The organism is Melittangium boletus DSM 14713, assembly GCF_002305855.1.
Taxonomy (GTDB): Bacteria; Myxococcota; Myxococcia; order Myxococcales; family Myxococcaceae; genus Cystobacter; species Cystobacter boletus.
This window is the reverse complement of the sequence record NZ_CP022163.1, coordinates 1,430,681-1,449,071: the sequence shown is the minus strand read 5'-3', so window position 1 is coordinate 1,449,071 and position 18,391 is coordinate 1,430,681. Positions and strand designations below refer to the sequence as shown.

Genomic DNA, 18,391 nt, shown 5'->3' with positions numbered 1-18,391 from the left:
TATTCCCGTCACCGACGAGCTGTCCGCCGGTTCTCCAAACTCCGCCTCCCCCCTTCGAGGTCTCCCATGGCTATCGGTCCTGTCAGCCGCTCCCCCATCGCCCCCACCACCCCCAAGCCGAGCCGCGTCGAGGTGAACGTCGACAACAAGGGTCTGACGAACACGGGTGTGACGGTCAACCTGCCGAACAAGCCGACGATGCCGACGAAGCCGACGGCCCAGGACGTGAAGGACACCTTCACCCAGGCGGGCAAGGACACGATCGCGTCGGCCATCCGGGGCCTCATCCCCGCCATCACCGCGGGCGTGCAGGGCAGCAAGGGCAACCCGGATTTCAAGAGCACGGGGGGCGCGGGCGCCTCGGGTCAGGCCAGCGCGGGCGTGGGTCCGGACGGGGCGCACGCGGGGGCGAGCGGCTCGGTGGGCGCGGGCGTGGGCGGGGTGAAGGCCGAGGGCGAGCTGCCCGGTGGCATCCAGGGTGAGGCGCACGTCAACGGCCCGAGCATCAGCCTCGAGGGCCACGCGGACGCCAAGGTGGGCAAGGACGGCCTGGACATCGACGTGGGCGTGGACGTGGACGCCACGCTGGCCGACGCGGGCGCGAGCGCCAAGAAGACGATCGACTTCGAGGTGGCCGGTGAGAAGTTCTCCGCCGAGGTCGACCTGTCGGCGGCCGGGAAGATCGGCGCGGATGGCAAGATCAACCTGAACGTGCACGTGGGCCTGGACGGCAAGCCCTCCATCACCGCCAACGCCGAGGGGTTCGCGGGCGCCAAGGCGGAGCTGACGGGCTCGGTGGCCCTCAAGCACGAGGGCGACACGATGGTGAGCGGCAGCGTCACCGCCAGCGCCACGGCGGGCATCGGTGGCAAGGCGCACGCGGACATCGGTCTGGATGGCGGCAAGGTCAAGTTCGACATCGGCGCGGAGGCCACGGTGGGCGTGGGCCTGGGCGTGGAGCTCGCCGGTGAGGTGAACGTGCCCGAGATCATCGAGGCGGGCGCCGACGTGACCGCTGGCGCCATCGGCGGCAAGTTCAAGGATGGATGGGACAAGTTCACGGGCTTGTTCAGCTAGGCCTCGAGCGCGTTCTTCCTCTCCAGGGGGATCCAGCACCGCGAAGGCGCGGATGCGGATCCCCCTCGGTCTTTTCGTCCCCTGGCTCCTAGGATGAGCCCCCTGTCTCCCCTCCCTTCCCGAGGAAAGGTTGCTCCACGATGACCGTCTCCATTCATGCCGCCGAAGGCGTGCGTTTGATGACCCAGGGCATGACCGGGCCGGCGATCCAGGAGTTCGAGCGCGCCCTGTCCGAGAATCCGAAGGAGCTCACCGCGCTGCTCGGGCTGGCGCGGCTGCGCCTGGCGCTGAGCGACGACACGAAGGCGCGGGAGCTGCTGCGACGGGTGTTGGAGATCCACCCCACGCACACCGAGGCCCTCGGCCACCTGGCCCGGCTCGACGCCGAGGCGGGTGATGAGCGGGGCGTCACGGTGCTAAAGGGACTCGCGGGGCAGTTGGACGCGGGCTTCTTCGAGTACCTCAACCTCGGCCGCGTCCTGCTGGCGCGCAACGTCTTCGAGGAGGCCGCGGCGGCGTTCGAACTCGCGCGCAAGCAGCAGCCCAACAACCCCCACGTGCTCACCTACCTGGGCCTGGCCCTGCGAGGGCAGGGGAAGTCCGACGAGGCGCTGGCCCACTTCCTCAAGGCCGCGTCCCTGACCCAGCACGAGCACCTGCCGCTGTTGCATGCCGCGCGGCTGCTCGCCCACAAGGGTCAGGTGCCGCGTGCGCTCGAGTTGATGAAGCAGGCGCTGTCGCGGGCGCACGACAAGTCGGAGGTCTACCCGGAGCTCATCAAGCTCATCATCCTCACCGGCGACCCGAAGGGGGCGGCTCGGACGGCCGTCGAGTTCCGGCAGGTGAGCCCCCAGAACGCCGAGGGCGCCTATCTGCAGGGGCTCGCGACGCTGCTGTCGGGAGATCCGCGCGGGGCCGAGCCCGCCTTGCGCGATGCCATCACCCTGGCGCCAGACACGGTGGAGGGCCGGGTGGCCCTGGCCAACGTGCGCCGCATCCTCAAGGATCCGGCTGGAGAGCAGAAGTTGTTGGAGGAGGCCTCGAAGCTGGATCCCAAGGCGCCCGCCCCCGCGTGTGACCTGGCGGTCATCTACCTGTCCAAGCCCGGTGGAAGTGGACGGGCCCAGGCCGTCCAGGTGCTCACCCCTCCGCTCGCCGCGCACCCGGAGGATCCGAACCTCCACCTCAACATGGCGCTGGCGCTGGCCGACAGCGACAAGGGCCGCGCCCGCGAGCATGCGCGCAAGGCCCTGGTGAGCTCGCAGGCGAGCAACCGCGAGCAGGCGGAGCGGCTTCTGGCCAGCCTGGGCTGATTCAGTCCTCGGGCGGGCGGCGGCCGAGCAGTTCCCAGGCCCGGAGCGCCGCGTCCGACAGCGCCTGGGTGCACGGAAAACACCCCTCGCCGCAGCACTCGGGCCATTCGGAGGGTGGGGTGCGCATCCGTTGGGCCACCGCCGAGCGGTAGGCTCTCGGCAGGCCCACCTCGTCGCAGGCCCGCAGCAGTGCCTCCTTCACGGCCGCGTCGTTCGGATCCAGCTCCATGGCCCGCTCCCTGGCCCTCCTTGTATCAGGCCCTCGCCATGGGGCTCGTCTGGGGCAGGAGGATGACCTTGGTATAGCCCTCCTTGCGCGCGTCGAACTTGCGGTAGGCGTCTGGCGCCGCGCTCAGGGGCAGGTGGTGGCTCACGATGAAGCCGGGCCGCGCCCGCCGGGCGATGATGAGATCCCGCAGGAAGACGTTGTAGCGCTTCACGGGCGTCTGTCCGCCGCTGATGGTCAGGCCCTTGTCCCACGCCTTGGCGAACGGCAGCGTGTAGAGGCCCTGCCGGGTGGACTCGTCACGGGCTCCCGGGTCCGGCGCGATGTAGACGCCCACGCTGCCCAGGTGGCCCGTGGGGTTGATGAGCTCGATGAGTTGCTCGAGCACCTGCGCCGCGCGCTCCGGTCCCCCATGCGTGTCCGCGTAGCGGATGTCGCGCGCCTGGTAGCCCACGGCGTCGATGCCGCACATCACGCCCATCATCTGCTCCTCGCCCGGACGCATGGCGCCGGTGATGAACGGGTTGCTCCGGCGCAGTTGGCGGATCTGCTCCACCGGATCTCCCCGGGTGAAGTCCACGGGCACGGCGCCCATCTCCCGCACCTTGGCGAGGCGTTCGGGGACGCTGTCCACCACGTACACCTCCGCGGCTCCGCGAATGAGCGAGCAGTAGGCGGCGAGCAGGCCCACCGGGCCCGCGCCAAACACGGCCACCGTGGAGCCCGGCTGGACCCGTGCCAGCTCGGTGGCGTGGTAGGCCGTGGGGAAGACATCCGAGAGGAGCAGGAAATCATCCTCCAGATCGTCTCCCGGCTGTCCGGGCAGCTTGAGGCAGTTGAAGTCCGCCCAGGGCACACGCAGGTACTCGGCCTGCCCTCCCTTGTAGGGACCCATGGCGGCGTAGCCATAGGCGGCATGGGGGCCATGCGGGTTGGCCATCAGGCATGAGTGCGTTCCCCTGCGTGTACAGTTGAAGCAGGTCCCGCAGCCGATGTTGAAGGGCAGCACCACGCGGTCGCCCTTGCGGACGCTCACCACGGCGCTGCCGACTTCCTGCACGATGCCCATGTTCTCGTGGCCGAGCACGGGATCGACCGGCATGAGCGTGCGGCCCTCGTACATGTGGAGATCGCTTCCACAGATGCCCGAGGAAGTGATGCGGATGATGGCGTCGGTGGGCTTCTCGATGCGGGGGTCTTCCACTTCCTCCACGCGAACGGTCATGGCGTCCTTGAGAACGACGGCGAGCATGGTGTCCTCTCCCAATGGCTGGAGTCAGCCCTAAGGTGAGAGGGGCCCGGCGTGGCGAGGAGGGGGGAGGCTTCGCGTCAGGGAGCGGTCCGTTCGCGGAGCGCGCACCGGCCAGGAGGGCGGGGGGCCAACGCCTCGAGAACGGAAAGAGCCCGGCCGCTTGTCGGGAGGGGCCGGGCTCTTCACGTCACATCAGGAAGAAGCGAGAGGGAGAAGCGGGGTGCTCAGGGCGCGGCGCGGTGCATGTGCTCGATGAGATCGATCTTCGTGACGACGGCGAGCACCTTCTCGCCCTCCTTCACCACGGCGACCTTGTCCTGGTTGAACACCTCGCGCAGCCGGTTGAGGCTCGTCTCGGGCGCCACCACGCCCTGCATGGGCGCCACGATGCTGTCGATGGTGTCGGCGAACTTCACCTGCGCGGCCACCAGCGCGTTGAGCAGATCGTACTCGTGGATCATGCCCAGGGCGCGGCCGTCCTCGCCGAGCACGGGCATCTGGCTGATGCCACGCTGGCGCATGGTCTCCACCACCTCGTCCACGCGCTGGCCCTTGCGCGCGGTGATGACCTCGCCGCGCTTGCCCTGGAGCAGATCGCGCACGGTGCCCGCGCCCTTCTCCTCCATGAAGCCGTTGTCGCGCATCCACTCGTCCGAGTGGAACTTGCTGATGTAGCTCATGCCGGTGTCGGGGAGGATGACGACGATCGTCTTGCCCTTGCCCACTTCCTTGGCGAGCTGCACCGCCACGTGCACCGCGGCTCCGGCCGAGCCGCCCGCGAAGATGCCCTCCTCGCGCGCGAGCCGGCGCGCCGCCACGAAGCTCTGGCGGTCATCCACCTGGCGCACGTCGTCCACGACCTTGAAGTCCATGGCGCCGCACAGCATGTCCTCGCCAATGCCCTCGACCTTGTAGACGTGCGGCTCGGTCAGCTTGCCCGTCTTGAAGTAGCCCTCGTAGACGGAGCCCTCCGGGTCCACGCCCACGTTCTTGAGGCCGGGGATCTTCTCCTTGAGGTACTTGCCCGCGCCGCTCATGGTGCCGCCCGTGCCCAGGCCCGACACGAAGTAGTCGAACTTGCCCTCGGTCTGCTCGTAGATCTCCGGACCGGTGACCTTGTAGTGCGCCTCGATGTTGTCCGGGTTGTGGTACTGGTTGAGCATGAAGGCGCCGGGCGTCTCGCGGTGCAGGCGCTTGGCCGTCTCGTAGTAGCTGCGCGGATCCTCGGCCGGCACGTTCGTGGGCGTCACCACCACCTGCGCGCCCAGCGCCTTGAGGCGGTTGATCTTCTCCAGGGACATCTTGTCCGGCATGGTGAAGATGCACTTGTAGCCCTTGACCGCCGCGGCCAGCGCCACGCCCATGCCCGTGTTGCCCGAGGTGTTCTCCACGATGGTGCCGCCGGGCTTGAGCTTCCCCTCCCGCTCGGCCTTCTCGATGATGTAGAGCGCCATGCGATCCTTGATGGACGCGCCCGGGTTCATGAACTCGCACTTGACGAGCACGGTGGCGTCGTTCGGCCCGACCATGCGCTGCAGTTTCACCAGCGGCGTGTGGCCAATCGCGGAGAGGATGTTGTCGTGGATGTCCATCGGGTACTCGCTTGTGGGGTAGGAAGCGGCGCGTCCTTATAAACGCCCCTGGAGGAATCGGTCGACCCTCGCGGCTTGCCCATCCCTCAACCGTGTCCAACAGCCCGCTCGGTCCCCGTCTTTCCGACACGGCGCGCCAATCCGCCCATACGGCGAGTGGCCTTGCGGGCCCTGTGTGGGCACGTTGGGAAGACGGCCCGCCATGACGCGCCCCGGCACGCGAGCTTTGACCCGGCGTGGGCGTGCTCCCATACTCGCGCGCCCCGTCCCAGGACGGACTTCCGGAGAAACGCTGACCTATGGAACTCGAGGCCGCGCTGCGCGACCAGGTGGGGAAGGCCATTGGCCGCCCCGTGCCCCAGGCTCCCATCAAGAAGCTCAAGGGCGATGCGAGCAACCGCTCGTATTACCGCGTGGGCTCTCCGCCGGAGAGCTGGGTGGTGATGGAGATGCCGCTCGATGCGTCGAAGAAGAGCGAGGAGGCGTCGAAGGGCGAGCCGCCCAAGGAGCTGCCCTTCGTCAACGTGCACCGCTACCTGGAGCGCCTGGGCATCCGCGTGCCGCGCATCCTGCGCTACGACGAGCCCGCGGGGATGATGGTGCTCGAGGACCTGAGCGACGTGACGTTCGAGGCGGCGCTCGAGGGCGGCAAGCACCGCGACGCGCTCTACACCCGCGCGGTGGAGCTGCTCGCGCGCCTGCGCGCCCAGGCCGAGCGCCAGGTGGACCCGGAGTGCCTCGCCTTCACGCGCGCCTTCGACGAGGACTTGTACGACTGGGAGCTGCACCACTTCCGCGAGTGGGGCCTGGAGGCCTGGAGCGGCAAGAAGCCCACGGAGACGGAGCGCGCCGAGCTGGACCGGACCTTCCGCGACATCGCGAGGCAGCTGGCCGCCGCGCCGCGCGGCTTCACCCACCGCGACTACCAGAGCCGCAACATCATGGTGAAGGACGGCGAGCTGGTGGTCATCGACTTCCAGGACGCGCTCCAGGGCCCGCGGCAGTACGACCTGGTGGCGCTCCTGCGTGACAGCTACGTGGAGCTGGACCGGGCGTTCGTGGACGCCATGCTCGACCGCTACATCGCCACGTTCGCGGAAGTGACGGGCGAGCGCATCGAGCCCACGGCGTTCAAGGCCTACTTCGATCTGCTCACGTTGCAGCGCAAGATGAAGGACGCGGGCCGTTTCGAGTTCATCCACAGAGTGAAGGGAAACCCGGGTTTCCTGGTATCCATCCCCGCGTCGTTGCGCTATGTGCGCGATGCCTTCGAGCGCCGTCCAGAGCTCGCGGGCCTGCGCGCGTTGGTGGCCCGGTACGTGCCAGAAGTGGGCTGAGACGAGGAAGAGGAAGGGTGCTGGCACATGAAGGCGATGATCCTCTGCGCGGGGTTGGGCACGCGTCTGCGTCCGTTCACCGAGCGCTGGCCCAAGCCGGCCCTGCCTTTCCTCGGTCAGCCGCTCTTGCGCTATCACCTGTCGGTGCTGAGGTCCGCGGGCGTGACGGCGGTGGGCATCAACACCCACCACCTGCCGGAGGTCATGGCGGACACGGCCCGGGCCGAGTGCGCGCGCGTGGGACTGCCGCTGCACGTGGTGCATGAGCCGGTCATCCAGGGCACGGGGGGTGGCATCCGGGGCCTGAGGGACTTCCTCTCGGACGGAGACTTCCTCGTGTTCAACGGGGACATCCTCTTCCCGGTGGACCTGCGCCCGGTGGTGGCGGCGCATCGCGAGTCCGGCGCGGCGGCGACGATGGTGCTCCTGCCCATGCCGGAGAACGAGACGTACGCCTCGGTGGACCTGGACGCCCGGGGGCAGGTGCGCCGCATCGCCGGCCTGGGGCCTGGCGGAGATGGGCTCACGCCGTGGCACTTCACGGGCGTGCACGTGATGTCTCCGCGTGTCTTCGACTTCATGACGCCCGAGGGCCCCGAGGACATCAACCGCGACGTCTACGTGCGGATGATGGAGGCGGGGTTGAGCGTCCGGGGCGAGTCGGTGCGCGCGTACTGGTCCGATCTGGGCACGCCGTCCCGCTACCTGGCCACGGTGCGCGACGTGCTCGGGGGCAGGGTTCCGCTCAAGGGGCTGGGCGCGGACTCACCGTTCGCCTTGGCGCCGCGCGGAGCGGGCTATTTCTGGGCCCATGCCACGGCCCAGGTGGACGGACAGGTGACGGGGCCGGCCTACTTCGACGCGCGCAGCTTCGTGTCCCGGGACGCGCAGGTGGGCGCCTCGGTGGCGGTGGGCGCGGGCGTGCGGGTGGAGGCGGGGGTGAGGCTGGAGCGCACCGCGCTCCTGGAAGGCACCGAGCTGGTGCCTGGAGAGTCCCTGGTGGACGTGCTGGCCTGGGGCGCGCATCGGGTGAGCGCGCCGTTCTAGGGGCCGGGCGTCAGTTGGCGTGGAAGCGGGCGAGCACGCAGGTGACGTTGTCGTTGCCGCCCGCCGCGTTGGCCAGGTCGATGAGCTGAGAGCAGGCCTTCTCCAGCTCCAGCGTGCGGCCCAGCAAGTCTTGAATCTGCGGGTCCGTCACCATGCCGGACAGGCCGTCCGAGCACAGCAGGAACACATCCCCCTGCTGCGGCTCCACCTTCGTCACATCCACCTGCACCAGCTCCTTCATGCCGAGCGCCCGGACGATGACGTTCTTGTGCGGGAAGTTCTCGATCTCCTCCGGCGTGAGCTTCTTGGCCTTGAGGTAGTCGTTGAGCAGCGAGTGGTCCTCGGTCAGCTGGCGCAGCACGCCCTGGCGGAAGAAGTACACGCGGCTGTCGCCCACGTGCCCCACGTACGCCGAGTCCTTGGTGAAGTGCACCGAGACGATCGTCGTCCCCATGCCCTTGTACTTCGACTCGTTCGTGGCCTTCTCGTAGATGCTCTTGTTGGCCAGCTTGATGCCCGTGGCCAGGCGGTTCTCGTCGTAGTTGCGCGCCTTGTCCATCTTGAACGGCCAGGTGGCGTCCTGGTCGCGCGCCGTCATGCGGAAGAACTCCGCCAGCTCGTCCACGGCGATCTTCGAGGCGATCTCCCCCGAGGAGTGTCCCCCCATGCCGTCGGCCACGCAGCACAGGTTCTCCTCCTGCAGGATGAGGTAGTTGTCCTCGTTGTGGTTGCGCTTCATCCCAACGTGGGTGTGGCCAGCGACCTCAATGCGCATGCTCGGCGATTCTCCAGCGTGTCCAGGATGGGCCGTGGACGGGGGGAGGCAGGTTAACAAAGCGCCGCGAGGGGGGTCAAAACCCAAGAGACCCCGGACGGGGTGGCTCGTCGGGGACTCAGGCGACGGGCTCGAAGACGAGCCGGTCCCCCTCCTGGGTACCACTCGCCGCCAGCGTCCCCGCGGGCAGCTCCAGCACCGATTTCGCCCGGAAGTACATCGAGGTCCCCCTCCAAGGGGGCAGGGCGAGGAACTGCTTGACGATCACCCCGTCCGGATCGAGGAAGGCCACGTCGATGGGAATGCGCATGAAGAAGGTATGAATGGAGTTGCAAGGGTCGATGTGCAGCCCCTCGCCCAGCGCCAGTGAGCGCCGGCCCATCAGTCCGATGAAGCGGTCCCCGAAGGACGTGGCCCGCTCCGCACGGTCCGCGAGCAGCCGGTCCCGTGTCACATTGTTCACCCTCAAGCGCATACCGCGCGTTCTACTCCAATGCTCCAGCCCCTGGCGCGCCCCTTCCACCTCGTCCTCGTCTCTCCCCAGATTCCCCCCAACACCGGCAACATCGCCCGGTTGTGCGCCGTCACCGGCTGCCGCCTCATCCTCGTGGAGCCCCTGGGCTTCTCCATCGCGGACCGCGACCTCAAGCGCGCCGGCCTGGACTACTGGGACAAGGTCTTCTTGAAGCTCTACCCGGATTACGGGGCCTACCTGGCGGAGTGGCCCTCGGCCAGGCGCTGGCTGTTCTCCGCCCGGGCTGAAACATCCCTGTACGAGGCCCGGCTCGAGCAGGGAGATCACCTCGTCTTCGGCTCGGAGACCCAGGGACTCGCCCCGGAGGTGCTCTCGGGGGGGTCCGGCACGGCCGTCACCCTGCCCATGCTGCCCGAGCGCCGCAGCCTGAACCTGTCCACCGCCGTGGGCATCGCCGCCTACGAGGCCCTGCGGCAGGTGCGCTTCGGGATGCCGGGCGGGCGGGCGGACACGCCAAGTTGAGAGGAGGGGCGGACGGACTACACTGGGCTCCGCATGCCCGCCTCGCAGGTCGCCGATACGCTGTATTCCGCCCACAAGTCCCGCGCCACCGGCCGGCTCACGCTGCTCGCTGGCGGCCGGGAGTCCCTGCTCTTCCTTCATGAGGGCAATCTGGTGGGGACCCGGCTCGGCTTCGGGTTCCAGACCCCCGTGCAGTCGCTGCTACAGGCCGGCCGTGTCTCCGCGGAGACATTGGATGCGCTGTGGGCGCGCGAGAGCGCGGGGACTCCAGACGAGGAACTGCTGGAGGAACTGGGGCTCACGCCAGAGAGGGTGGCCGAGCACCAGGTGCTCGCGGAGGTGCGGCGCCTGAGTCAGCTCGCCGAGTCCGCCGCGTTCGAGGAGGGGGACGTCGAGGAGATGTTCCTCCCCATCCCGGGGACGCGGGTCGTCCGTGCCGCGCTCGAGCCCACGGAGGGAGCGCCTTCGGTCCCGCGCATGTACCGGTGCACGGATGTCGCGGCCTGCTCACCGTGGGTCACCGGCGAGGCCGAGACCGCGCTCCTCTCGACGCTCGCGGATTTCCAGCGGTTGGAAAAGCTGTCTCCCGCCGAGGAAGTCCTGCTGCGGGTCCTGATGCGCGAGGGACTCGTCGAGTCGTTGTCCCTCGAGGAGTGGACCGCTCGCGAGACGGCGCGGCTGGCGGAAGAGGCGCGGCGGGTGGAAGAGGCCCGCTTGGCGGAAGAGGCGCGGCTGGCGGAAGAGGCGCGGCTGGCCGAAGAGGCCCGCTTGGCGGAAGAGGCGCGACTGGCCGAAGAGGCCCGCTTGGCGGAAGAGGCGCGGCTGGCTGAAGAGGCCGCGCGACTGGCGGAAGAAGCCCGCCTCGCGGAAGAGGCGCGACTGGCCGAAGAAGCACGCTTGGCCGAAGAGGTGCGGCAGGCAGCGGAGGTGGCGCGACTGGCCGAAGAGGCACGCCTCGTGGAAGAAGCCCGCCTCGCGGAAGAGGCACGACTGGCCGAAGAGGCCCGCCAGGCAGCGGAGGCCGCGCGACTGGCCGAAGAGGCCCGCCAGGCAGCGGAGGCCGCGCGACTGGCCGAAGAGGCCCGCCAGGCAGCGGAGGCCGCGCGACTGGCCGAAGAGGCACGCCTCGCGGAAGAAGCCCGTCTCGCGGAAGAGGCGCGACTGGCTGAAGAGGCGTGGCGGGCAGCGGAAGCCGCGCGACTGGCCGAAGAGGCACGACTGGCCGAAGAAGCACGCTTGGCCGAAGAGGCACGGCAAGCAGCGGAGGCGGCGCGACTGGCGGAAGAAGCCCGTCTCGCGGAAGAGGCGCGACTGGCGGAAGAGGCACGGCAGGCAGCGGAAGCCGCGCGACTGGCGGAAGAGGCACGGCAGGCAGCGGAAGCCGCGCGACTGGCGGAAGAAGCCCGCCTCGCGGAAGAGGCGCGACTCGCCGAAGAGGCCGCGCGACTGGCCGAAGAGGCTCGCCTCGCGGAAGAGGCACGGCAGGCAGCGGAAGCCGCGCGACTGGCGGAAGAAGCCCGCCTCGCGGAAGAGGCGCGACTGGCCGAAGAGGCGCGACTGGCCGAAGAGGCGCGACTGGCCGAAGAGGCGCGACTGGCCGAAGAGGCTCGCCTCGCGGAAGAGGCGCGGCTGGCCGAAGAGGCTCGACAGGCAGCGGAGGCCGCGCGACTGGCGGAAGAAGCCCGCCTCGCGGAAGAGGCACGACTGGCCGAAGAGGCTCGACTAGCAGCGGAGGCCGCGCGACTGGCGGAAGAAGCCCGCCTCGCGGAAGAGGCACGGCAGGCAGCGGAAGCCGCGCGACTGGCCGAAGAGGCACGCCTCGCGGAAGAAGCACGCCTCGCGGAAGAGGCACGACTGGCCGAAGAGGCTCGACTAGCAGCGGAGGCCGCGCGACTGGCGGAAGAAGCCCGCCTCGCGGAAGAGGCACGGCAGGCAGCGGAAGCCGCGCGACTGGCCGAAGAGGCCCGTCTGGCGGAAGAAGCACGGCTCGCCGAAGAGGCGCGGCAGGCAGCGGAAGCCGCGCGCCTCGCGGAAGAGGCGCGGCTGGCGGAGGAGGCGCGGCGGGCGGAAGAAGCACGGCTCGCGGAAGAGGCGCGGCTGGCCGAAGAGGCCCGCTTGGCCGAAGAGGCCCGCTTGGCCGAAGAGGCACGGCTGGCTGAAGAGGCCGCGCGACTGGCGGAAGAAGCACGGCTCGCGGAAGAGGCGCGGCTGGCCGAAGAAGCACGCTTGGCCGAAGAGGCACGGCAGGCAGCGGAAGCCGCGCGACTGGCCGAAGAGGCACGCCTCGCGGAAGAAGCCCGCCTCGCGGAAGCCGCGCGACTGGCGGAAGAAGCCCGCCTCGCGGAAGAATCCCGCCTCGCGGAAGAGGCGCGACTGGCGGAAGAAGCACGCTTGGCCGAAGAGGCACGGCAGGCAGCGGAAGCCGCGCGACTAGCCGAAGAGGCACGCCTCGCGGAAGAAGCCCGCCTCGCGGAAGAGGCGCGACTGGCTGAAGAGGCGTGGCGGGCAGCGGAAGCCGCGCGACTGGCCGAAGAAGCCCGCCTCGCGGAAGAGGCACGGCAGGCAGCGGAAGCCGCGCGACTGGCGGAAGAAGCCCGCCTCGCGGAAGAGGCACGGCAGGCAGCGGAAGCCGCGCGACTGGCGGAAGAAGCCCGCCTCGCGGAAGAGGCACGGCAGGCAGCGGAAGCCGCGCGACTGGCGGAAGAGGCGCGACTGGCGGAAGAAGCACGCTTGGCCGAAGAGGCACGGCGGGCAGCGGAAGCCGCGCGACTGGCGGAAGAAGCCCGCCGCGCGGAAGAGGCGCGACTGGCGGAAGAGGCGCGACTGGCGGAAGAAGCACGCTTGGCCGAAGAGGCACGGCAGGCAGCGGAGGCCGCGCGACTGGCGGAAGAAGCACGCCTGGCGGAAGAGGCGCGGCAGGCAGCGGAGGCCGCGCGGCTGGCCGAGAACGCGGCACGGCTCCTCGAAGAGGGGCAACAGATCGAAAAGGCACGGCTGGCCGAAGAGGTTCGCCTGGCCGAGGAGACCGCGCGGATTCTCGAAGAGGGGCGGCTGGCAGAAGAGGCGGCACGGCTCGCCGAGGATGCGGCACGGCTCGCCGAGGAAGGCTGGTATCGCTCCGAGCAGGAGGCGAGTCTCTCCGGCACGGCCTCTTCGTCCCAAACGCCCACGCCCGCCGAGATCTCCCCACTCGCGGATGCGGCTCCGTTTCAGGAGAGCGACTTCGTCTTCACGACACTCTCCGATGTGCTCCCTCCGCCCGAGGACATCCAGGGCTCCGAACTCGACGTCTCACTCGCCGACATCTCTCCGTCTTCCGAGGGTTGGTTCGATTCCCTCCCCACGCCGTCCGCGCCGACAGCCGAAGTGGCCGCTTCGGCGAAGGCTGCACGGGAGGAAGCGAGTGCACCTGATAACAGGGAGGAACTTCGTACCGCTCGTGAGCAGGCGAATGTCGCCCTGATGCAGGACATGCAGGAAGCACTGCGGAGGGCTGGGGCCAACCCTCCGGAGTCCTGGCTCATCGAGGACGACGTCCCCTCCGCCGCGGCGCCCGTCGCGGCTCCACCTGCGCGTCCCGTGGTGGCTCCTCCTGCCCGCCCGGCCGCGGCTCCGCCTGCTCGCCCCGTGGTGGCTCCCGTACCCGAGGAGTCCTGGGGCATGCTGTCGGCCTCCGCGTCGCCCGAGCCCATCGTTCCTCCTCCTCCCGTGGTTGTGCCGCAGCGGCCCTCCACTCCCCGAGCCGAGGTTCCTCCGGGGATGCGCCCGCCCGCGGCTGGCGCGCGCCCGCCTGGAGCCGTTCCTCCTGGGATGCGCCCACCCGCGGGCGCTGCTCCCGCGCCTCGTGCGCCCGCTCCGGCGTCGGCCGTTCCCCCGAATCTGTCCACCCGCGCGAATGTGGCGGCGCCTCCGCCCGCGTCCCCGCCGGGCCCGGACATCCGTCCCATGACGGAGGACGTGCTCTGGCGCATCGTCGCCTTCGACAAGTCTCAATCGGGCGAGGCTCCCGGTGACATCAACGCCTCCTTCGAGGCGGCGCTGCAGCAGGTGGACGCCCACCTGGAGTCGCTCATCCAGGTCGAGGTGGTGCCTCCCCCCGAGGCGCCCACGGCCCCGCCCGCGCCCGCTCCGGCGGCTGGGGCAGCGAATGCCCAGGTTCCCGCCGCGAGGAATCCTCCTCCTCCCGTCGCGGAGCCGGGGAGTGGGGGGGCGCTGTCCGGGGCGGAGGCGGAGGCACAACGTCAGTTGCTCCAGCGCGCCCTGGAACTCGGGGCACGGCCGGTGCAGCCTCCCGTGGCGCCTCCGGCTCCCGCGCCGTCCGCCGGAGGTCCCGCGCCACTCGGTGTGGACGAGCAGCAACTCGCCCAGCTCATCGAGAAGCGCTACTCCGACGTCCAGGCGAAGCGGGATCACTTCACGATGCTGGGGCTGGCCATTGGCCCGGACCTCAAGCGCGAGCAGGTGAAGACGGCGTTCCTGGGGCTCGCCAAGCGCTTCCATCCGGATCGCCTGCCGCAGTCGCTGTCGCCGCTCGCGCCCAAGATGACGGCCATCTTCGAGGCCATCCGCGAGGCCTACGAGGTGCTCTACGACGACGCGAAGCGCGCGGCCTATCTCCAGGAGTTGCGCGCCAAGGGGGCCTCGCAGCAGGCGCGTCCCCGGCCCGGAGGGGGTCTGGACCCCGAGGAACTCTTCAAGATGGGCGAGGTCTTCTTCCGCAAGAGGGATTTCGCGGCCGCGGCCGAGCACTTCGAGCGGGCCTTCCAGACCGAACCCAAGGCGTTGTACCTGGCGGCCCGGGGATGGGCGATCTTCATGGACCCCCAGCGCAAGGCCGAGGCGGGCAAGGCGAAGCAGATGATGGCCGATGCGCTCAAGAGGGATCCCCAGTGTGAGCGGGCGCACTACCAGCTGGGGGTGATTGCCCGGGTGGAGGGCGACATGGAGCGCGCCGAGCGGCACTTCCGGGAGACGGTGCGAGTCAACCCCAAGCACCTGGAAGCCAGCCAGGAGCTGCGCATCATCGAAATGCGCCGCAAGAACCCGCCTCCGGGCAAGAAGGGGGGCCTCTTCCGCTGAGTTCCCCGCCAGGGGCGTGCTCGGCTCCCTGTCCGCCCGGCGGGTTCCCTCTCGCCTCGACCATTGACATGCCTGGAGAGCGGGCATGATCATCCGGGCCTCTCCGCGCCGGCCCTCCGTGATAGGTCGTCCGCAGCGAAAGGCATTCGAACGTGGCCAAGCAGCACCTGCTCCTGGTCGATGGCGACCCGAAGAGTCTCCGTGTCATGGAGGTCAGCCTGAAGAAGGCGGGCTTCTCCGTCACGACCGCGATCCACGGCAAGGACGCGCTCGAGAAGGTGCAGATCAGTCCGCCGGACCTGGTCTTGTCCGACACGAAGATGCCGGAGATGGACGGTCTGGTGCTGTGCAAGACGCTCAAGACGGACGAGCGCTACAAGCACATCCCCTTCGTCTTCCTCACCAACCAGAAGGCGGTCGAGGCGAAGGTGAAGGGCCTGGAGATGGGGGCGGACGACTACTTAACCAAGCCCATCTACATCAAGGAGATCGTCACCCGCGTGACGATGATCCTCCAGAAGGCGGACAAGGAGCGCATCGAGCGGCGCGAGACGACCAAGGGCGGCTTCGCGGGCAACCTGGTCGACATGGGCGTCGTGGACCTGGTGCAGACGTTCGAGATTGGCCGCAAGACGGGCACCATCTCCATCAAGGGAGACCGGGTCGCCACCATCTACTTCAAGGAAGGCCGCGTCATCGACGCGGAGATGGGGCGGCTCAAGGGCGAGAACGCCTTCTACCGTCTGCTCAACGCCACGGATGGCGAGTTCGAGGTGCAGTTCTCCGCGTTGGATCGCACCGAGCGCATCGAGGTCTCCACCCAGGGCCTGCTCATGGAGGGCATGCGCCGGCTGGACGAGTGGGGCCGCATGCTCGAGCAGCTGCCCCCACTGGAGACGCTGTTCGAGATCGACTACCACCAGCTGGCCGACCGGCTCTCGGAGATTCCGGACGAGGTCAACGGGTTGCTGCGCCTCTTCGATGGCAAGCGCACCCTGAGCCGGGTGGTGGAGGACTCGGACTTCGACGATCTGGCGGCCCTGGGCATCATCAGCAAGCTGTACTTCGAGGGGCTCATCCGCGAGTTGGGCAGCGTCTCGCAGGAGCCCGTGCAGAGCGGTAAGCCCGGCATCGAGGAATGGCTGCACAACGCTCCAGCGCCGAGCGCTCCCGTGGAGCCCGCGCCCGCGCCCGAGCTGCGCGCGGTGCCGTCCGAGCCCGAATTCGAGCCCGAGCCCTCCGCCGGGCCGGCTTCCGAGGCCGCGGCTCCGGAGGGGGCCGTGCCGGAAATCCCCATCCAGGAGGAGCCGCAGCCGCAACTCGCCAACGTCGTCGTCTTCGAGGCCCGGCGGCGCCCGATGACCGCCTCCGAGGCGGATCTCCTGTCGCCCCCGCGCACCGCCGAGGGCTCGTCGTTCCTCGTGGATCCCGCGCCCGCCCACCGCGCCAAGGACGAGGCGCAGCGCAGCCTGTTGCTCGATTGGAACCGCGTGGACGTGGACGGAATCAGCTCGGCGGGAGGGTGGGGGCCGGGCTGGTCTCCAGCGCCCCGTGCGCCGTCTTCCACGGGCTCGACCGCGCCCTCGGCGCCGTCTTCGGCCCCAGCGCCGTCTTCGGCCCCAGCTCCGTCAGCGGCTCCGGCGGTGGAGTCCCTGGCCTCGAAGGCCCCCATTTTCGGCGGAGCCGCCCTGTCGCCTCCGCTGCCCGCGGTGCCCCCTCCCGAGCCCGCGACACCCGCCGAGGAAGTGACCCTGGTGTCGGCCAAGACGCCGGTGACGCCGACGCCCGTCGCGGCCGAGGTGCCCGTCGCCCCGGCGGCGACGCCCGTTGCGCCAGTGGCTTCCCAGGTGACCCCTCCGGTGGAGACGCCTCCCGCCGCCGTGGCTCCCGCGCCCAAGCCGCGCACGGGGTCGGCGGAGCGCAAGGTGGCCGAGCCCGTGCCGCCCAAGCGGACCGGTCTCTTCATCGGCGTGGGGATCGCGGCGATCGCCGTGGCCGCGGCGGTGGTGGTGTTCACCCGCTCGGGAGGCGAGACCCAGAAGCCGTCCGCTCCCCCCGTGGTGGCGCCCACGACCCCGAAGAAGTCACCTCCCGAGGCCCAGGCGCCCACCGAGGCGAAGCCTCCAGAGACCCCCAAGCCCGAGACGAAGGCTCCCGTGCCGACGGAGGCGCCCGCCACCGCCGGGGTGGCGACTCCCGAGCCCGCGAAGCCCGAGGTCCAGGCGGCCGAGGTCAAGACCGAGACCAAGAGCGAGGTGCCTCCGGCCGTGGCTCCGGCGGTGGACCCCGAGGCCCATTTCGCCGAGCTGGTGCGCGAGGCCCGCAGGTCCCTGGCGGGCGAGCGTTACAAGGCGGCGGCCCGTGCCTACCGGGAGATGCTCGAGCTCAAGCCGGATTCCGCCGAGGCCCGGGTGGGTCTGGGTATCTCGTTGGTGCGCGGCGAGACGGGAGAGTACCGGGAGGCGAGCCGGTTGCTGGAGGACGTGACGCGGGAGCAGCCCCGGAATGCCAGCGCCTGGCTGTTCCTGGGCGTGGCCCGGGAGCAGACCCAGCAGAAGAAGAAGGCAATCGAGGCCTACCAGCGCTATCTGTCCCTGGAGCCCAAGGGTAAGTACGCTGTCGACGCACGAGCCTCGCTCAAGTCGCTCGGCCAGTAGGCGCGGCGGCGGGCTCCTGGTAGAGAAGGTGCCCTTGCTCGTCCTTGGACTCGAAACCTCTTGTGATGAAACCGCCGCCGCCCTCGTGGAGGACGGACGTCGGGTGTTGTCGGACGTCGTCTCCACCCAGGTGGACATCCACCGGCGTTGGGGTGGGGTGGTGCCGGAGCTGGCCAGCCGCAACCACGTGGTGCAGGTGATGCCCGTGCTGCACGAGGCCCTGACCCGCGCGGGCAAACGGCTCGACGACGTGGACCTCATCGCCGTCACCTCCGGTCCGGGCCTCATGGGCGCCCTCCTGGTGGGGGTGCAGGTGGCCAAGTCCCTGAGCCTCGCCACGGGCAAGCCCTTCGTGGGCGCCAACCACCTCGAGGGGCACCTGCTCGCCATCCGCCTGCTCGAGGACGCGCCGGAGCCGCCCTTCCTCGGGCTCGTGGTCTCCGGTGGCCACACGAGCTTCTACGAGGTGCGCGACTACGGCCACTACCGGCTCGTGGGGAGCACCCGGGACGACGCCGCGGGCGAGGCCTTCGACAAGACGGCGCGCATCCTCGGCCTGCCGTACCCGGGCGGCCTGCCCATCGATCAACTCGCCCAGAAGGGAGACCCGGAGGCCATCCGGTTTCCCCGGGCGTTGCCAGGGGCGGACAACTTCGACGTGTCCTTCTCCGGCCTCAAGACGGCGGTGTTGCACCACGTGAAGAAGCATGGCCTTCCCGAGGGGCAGGCGCTGGCGGACCTGTGCGCGTCCTTCCAGGAGGCGGTGGCGGACGCGTTGTCGAAGAAGTTCGTCGGCGCGGCGCGCCGGCTGGGCCTCGAGCGTCTGGTGGTATGCGGTGGCGTGGCGGCCAACTCGCGCTTGCGCTCGCTGTGCCTGGAGCGTGCCCGGGAGCGGGGCTTGAAGCTCTTCCTTCCGCCGGTGCGCTTGTGTACGGACAATGGCGCGATGATCGCCGTGGCGGGTTACGAGGCCTGGCGTCGCGGGCTCAGGGGCGATTTCAGCCTGTCCGCGGACCCGGCCTGGCGCATGTAAGGGGAA

General features: G+C 69.8%; 13 protein-coding genes. 8 read left to right on the top strand and 5 right to left on the bottom strand.

Going from position 1 to position 18,391, the window contains the following annotated elements; all coding sequences use genetic code 11:
• Nucleotides 1–66: 66 nt before the first annotated feature.
• Together MEBOL_RS06085 and MEBOL_RS06080 are read left to right on the top strand one after the other, a co-directional pair.
• Nucleotides 67–1,077: a transporter gene (locus MEBOL_RS06085; protein ID WP_095976519.1), complete on the top strand. Its 1,011-nt coding sequence runs from the start codon at nucleotides 67–69 to the stop codon at nucleotides 1,075–1,077.
• A 140-nt stretch (nucleotides 1,078–1,217) separates the two neighbouring features.
• On the top strand, nucleotides 1,218–2,390 hold the full coding sequence (locus MEBOL_RS06080) for a tetratricopeptide repeat protein (protein WP_095976518.1): 1,173 nt from the start codon (nucleotides 1,218–1,220) through the stop codon (nucleotides 2,388–2,390).
• A 1-nt stretch (nucleotide 2,391) separates the two neighbouring features.
• Here MEBOL_RS06080 and MEBOL_RS06075 read toward each other — a convergent pair whose 3' ends face one another.
• The 3 genes from MEBOL_RS06075 to MEBOL_RS06065 all read right to left on the bottom strand — a co-directional run bounded on the left by MEBOL_RS06075 (nucleotide 2,392) and on the right by MEBOL_RS06065 (nucleotide 5,460).
• A complete protein-coding gene (locus MEBOL_RS06075; protein ID WP_095976517.1) occupies nucleotides 2,392–2,619 on the bottom strand; it encodes a hypothetical protein in 228 nt (75 codons plus the stop codon).
• Between the two features lie 25 nt (nucleotides 2,620–2,644).
• Nucleotides 2,645–3,868 (bottom strand): glutathione-independent formaldehyde dehydrogenase, encoded by a 1,224-nt coding sequence (locus MEBOL_RS06070; RefSeq protein ID WP_095976516.1) that lies wholly within the window; start codon nucleotides 3,866–3,868, stop codon nucleotides 2,645–2,647.
• Nucleotides 3,869–4,092: 224 nt separating this feature from the next.
• Nucleotides 4,093–5,460, bottom strand: coding sequence for a pyridoxal-phosphate dependent enzyme (locus MEBOL_RS06065; RefSeq protein ID WP_095976515.1), 1,368 nt, complete (start codon nucleotides 5,458–5,460; stop codon nucleotides 4,093–4,095).
• 299 nt (nucleotides 5,461–5,759) lie between these two features.
• Here MEBOL_RS06065 and MEBOL_RS06060 point away from each other — a divergent pair, with 299 nt between their 5' ends.
• A complete protein-coding gene (locus tag MEBOL_RS06060; RefSeq protein WP_095976514.1) occupies nucleotides 5,760–6,797 on the top strand; it encodes an aminoglycoside phosphotransferase family protein in 1,038 nt (345 codons plus the stop codon).
• A 27-nt stretch (nucleotides 6,798–6,824) separates the two neighbouring features.
• Nucleotides 6,825–7,844, top strand: coding sequence for a nucleotidyltransferase family protein (locus MEBOL_RS06055; RefSeq protein WP_095976513.1), 1,020 nt, complete (start codon nucleotides 6,825–6,827; stop codon nucleotides 7,842–7,844).
• Nucleotides 7,845–7,854: 10 nt separating this feature from the next.
• Here MEBOL_RS06055 and MEBOL_RS06050 read toward each other — a convergent pair whose 3' ends face one another.
• Both MEBOL_RS06050 and MEBOL_RS06045 read right to left on the bottom strand, forming a co-directional pair.
• Nucleotides 7,855–8,619, bottom strand: coding sequence for a Stp1/IreP family PP2C-type Ser/Thr phosphatase (locus MEBOL_RS06050; RefSeq protein ID WP_095976512.1), 765 nt, complete (start codon nucleotides 8,617–8,619; stop codon nucleotides 7,855–7,857).
• A 118-nt stretch (nucleotides 8,620–8,737) separates the two neighbouring features.
• On the bottom strand, nucleotides 8,738–9,094 hold the full coding sequence (locus MEBOL_RS06045) for a DUF192 domain-containing protein (RefSeq protein WP_095976511.1): 357 nt from the start codon (nucleotides 9,092–9,094) through the stop codon (nucleotides 8,738–8,740).
• Between the two features lie 18 nt (nucleotides 9,095–9,112).
• Between MEBOL_RS06045 and MEBOL_RS06040 the strand changes: the two genes are divergently transcribed.
• From MEBOL_RS06040 to tsaD, 4 genes are all read left to right on the top strand, one after another.
• A complete protein-coding gene (locus MEBOL_RS06040) occupies nucleotides 9,113–9,616 on the top strand; it encodes a tRNA (cytidine(34)-2'-O)-methyltransferase (RefSeq protein ID WP_095976510.1) in 504 nt (167 codons plus the stop codon).
• A 33-nt stretch (nucleotides 9,617–9,649) separates the two neighbouring features.
• The gene (locus MEBOL_RS42100; protein ID WP_095976509.1) at nucleotides 9,650–14,695 is read left to right on the top strand and encodes a J domain-containing protein; all 5,046 of its coding nucleotides are present in this window, start codon (nucleotides 9,650–9,652) and stop codon (nucleotides 14,693–14,695) included.
• A 152-nt stretch (nucleotides 14,696–14,847) separates the two neighbouring features.
• The gene (locus tag MEBOL_RS06030) at nucleotides 14,848–17,352 is read left to right on the top strand and encodes a response regulator (protein WP_095976508.1); all 2,505 of its coding nucleotides are present in this window, start codon (nucleotides 14,848–14,850) and stop codon (nucleotides 17,350–17,352) included.
• A gap of 34 nt (nucleotides 17,353–17,386) precedes the next feature.
• Nucleotides 17,387–18,385, top strand: a complete 999-nt coding sequence (gene tsaD / locus MEBOL_RS06025) for a tRNA (adenosine(37)-N6)-threonylcarbamoyltransferase complex transferase subunit TsaD (protein WP_095976507.1) — start codon at nucleotides 17,387–17,389, stop codon at nucleotides 18,383–18,385.
• The last annotated feature ends 6 nt before the right edge of the window (nucleotides 18,386–18,391 follow it).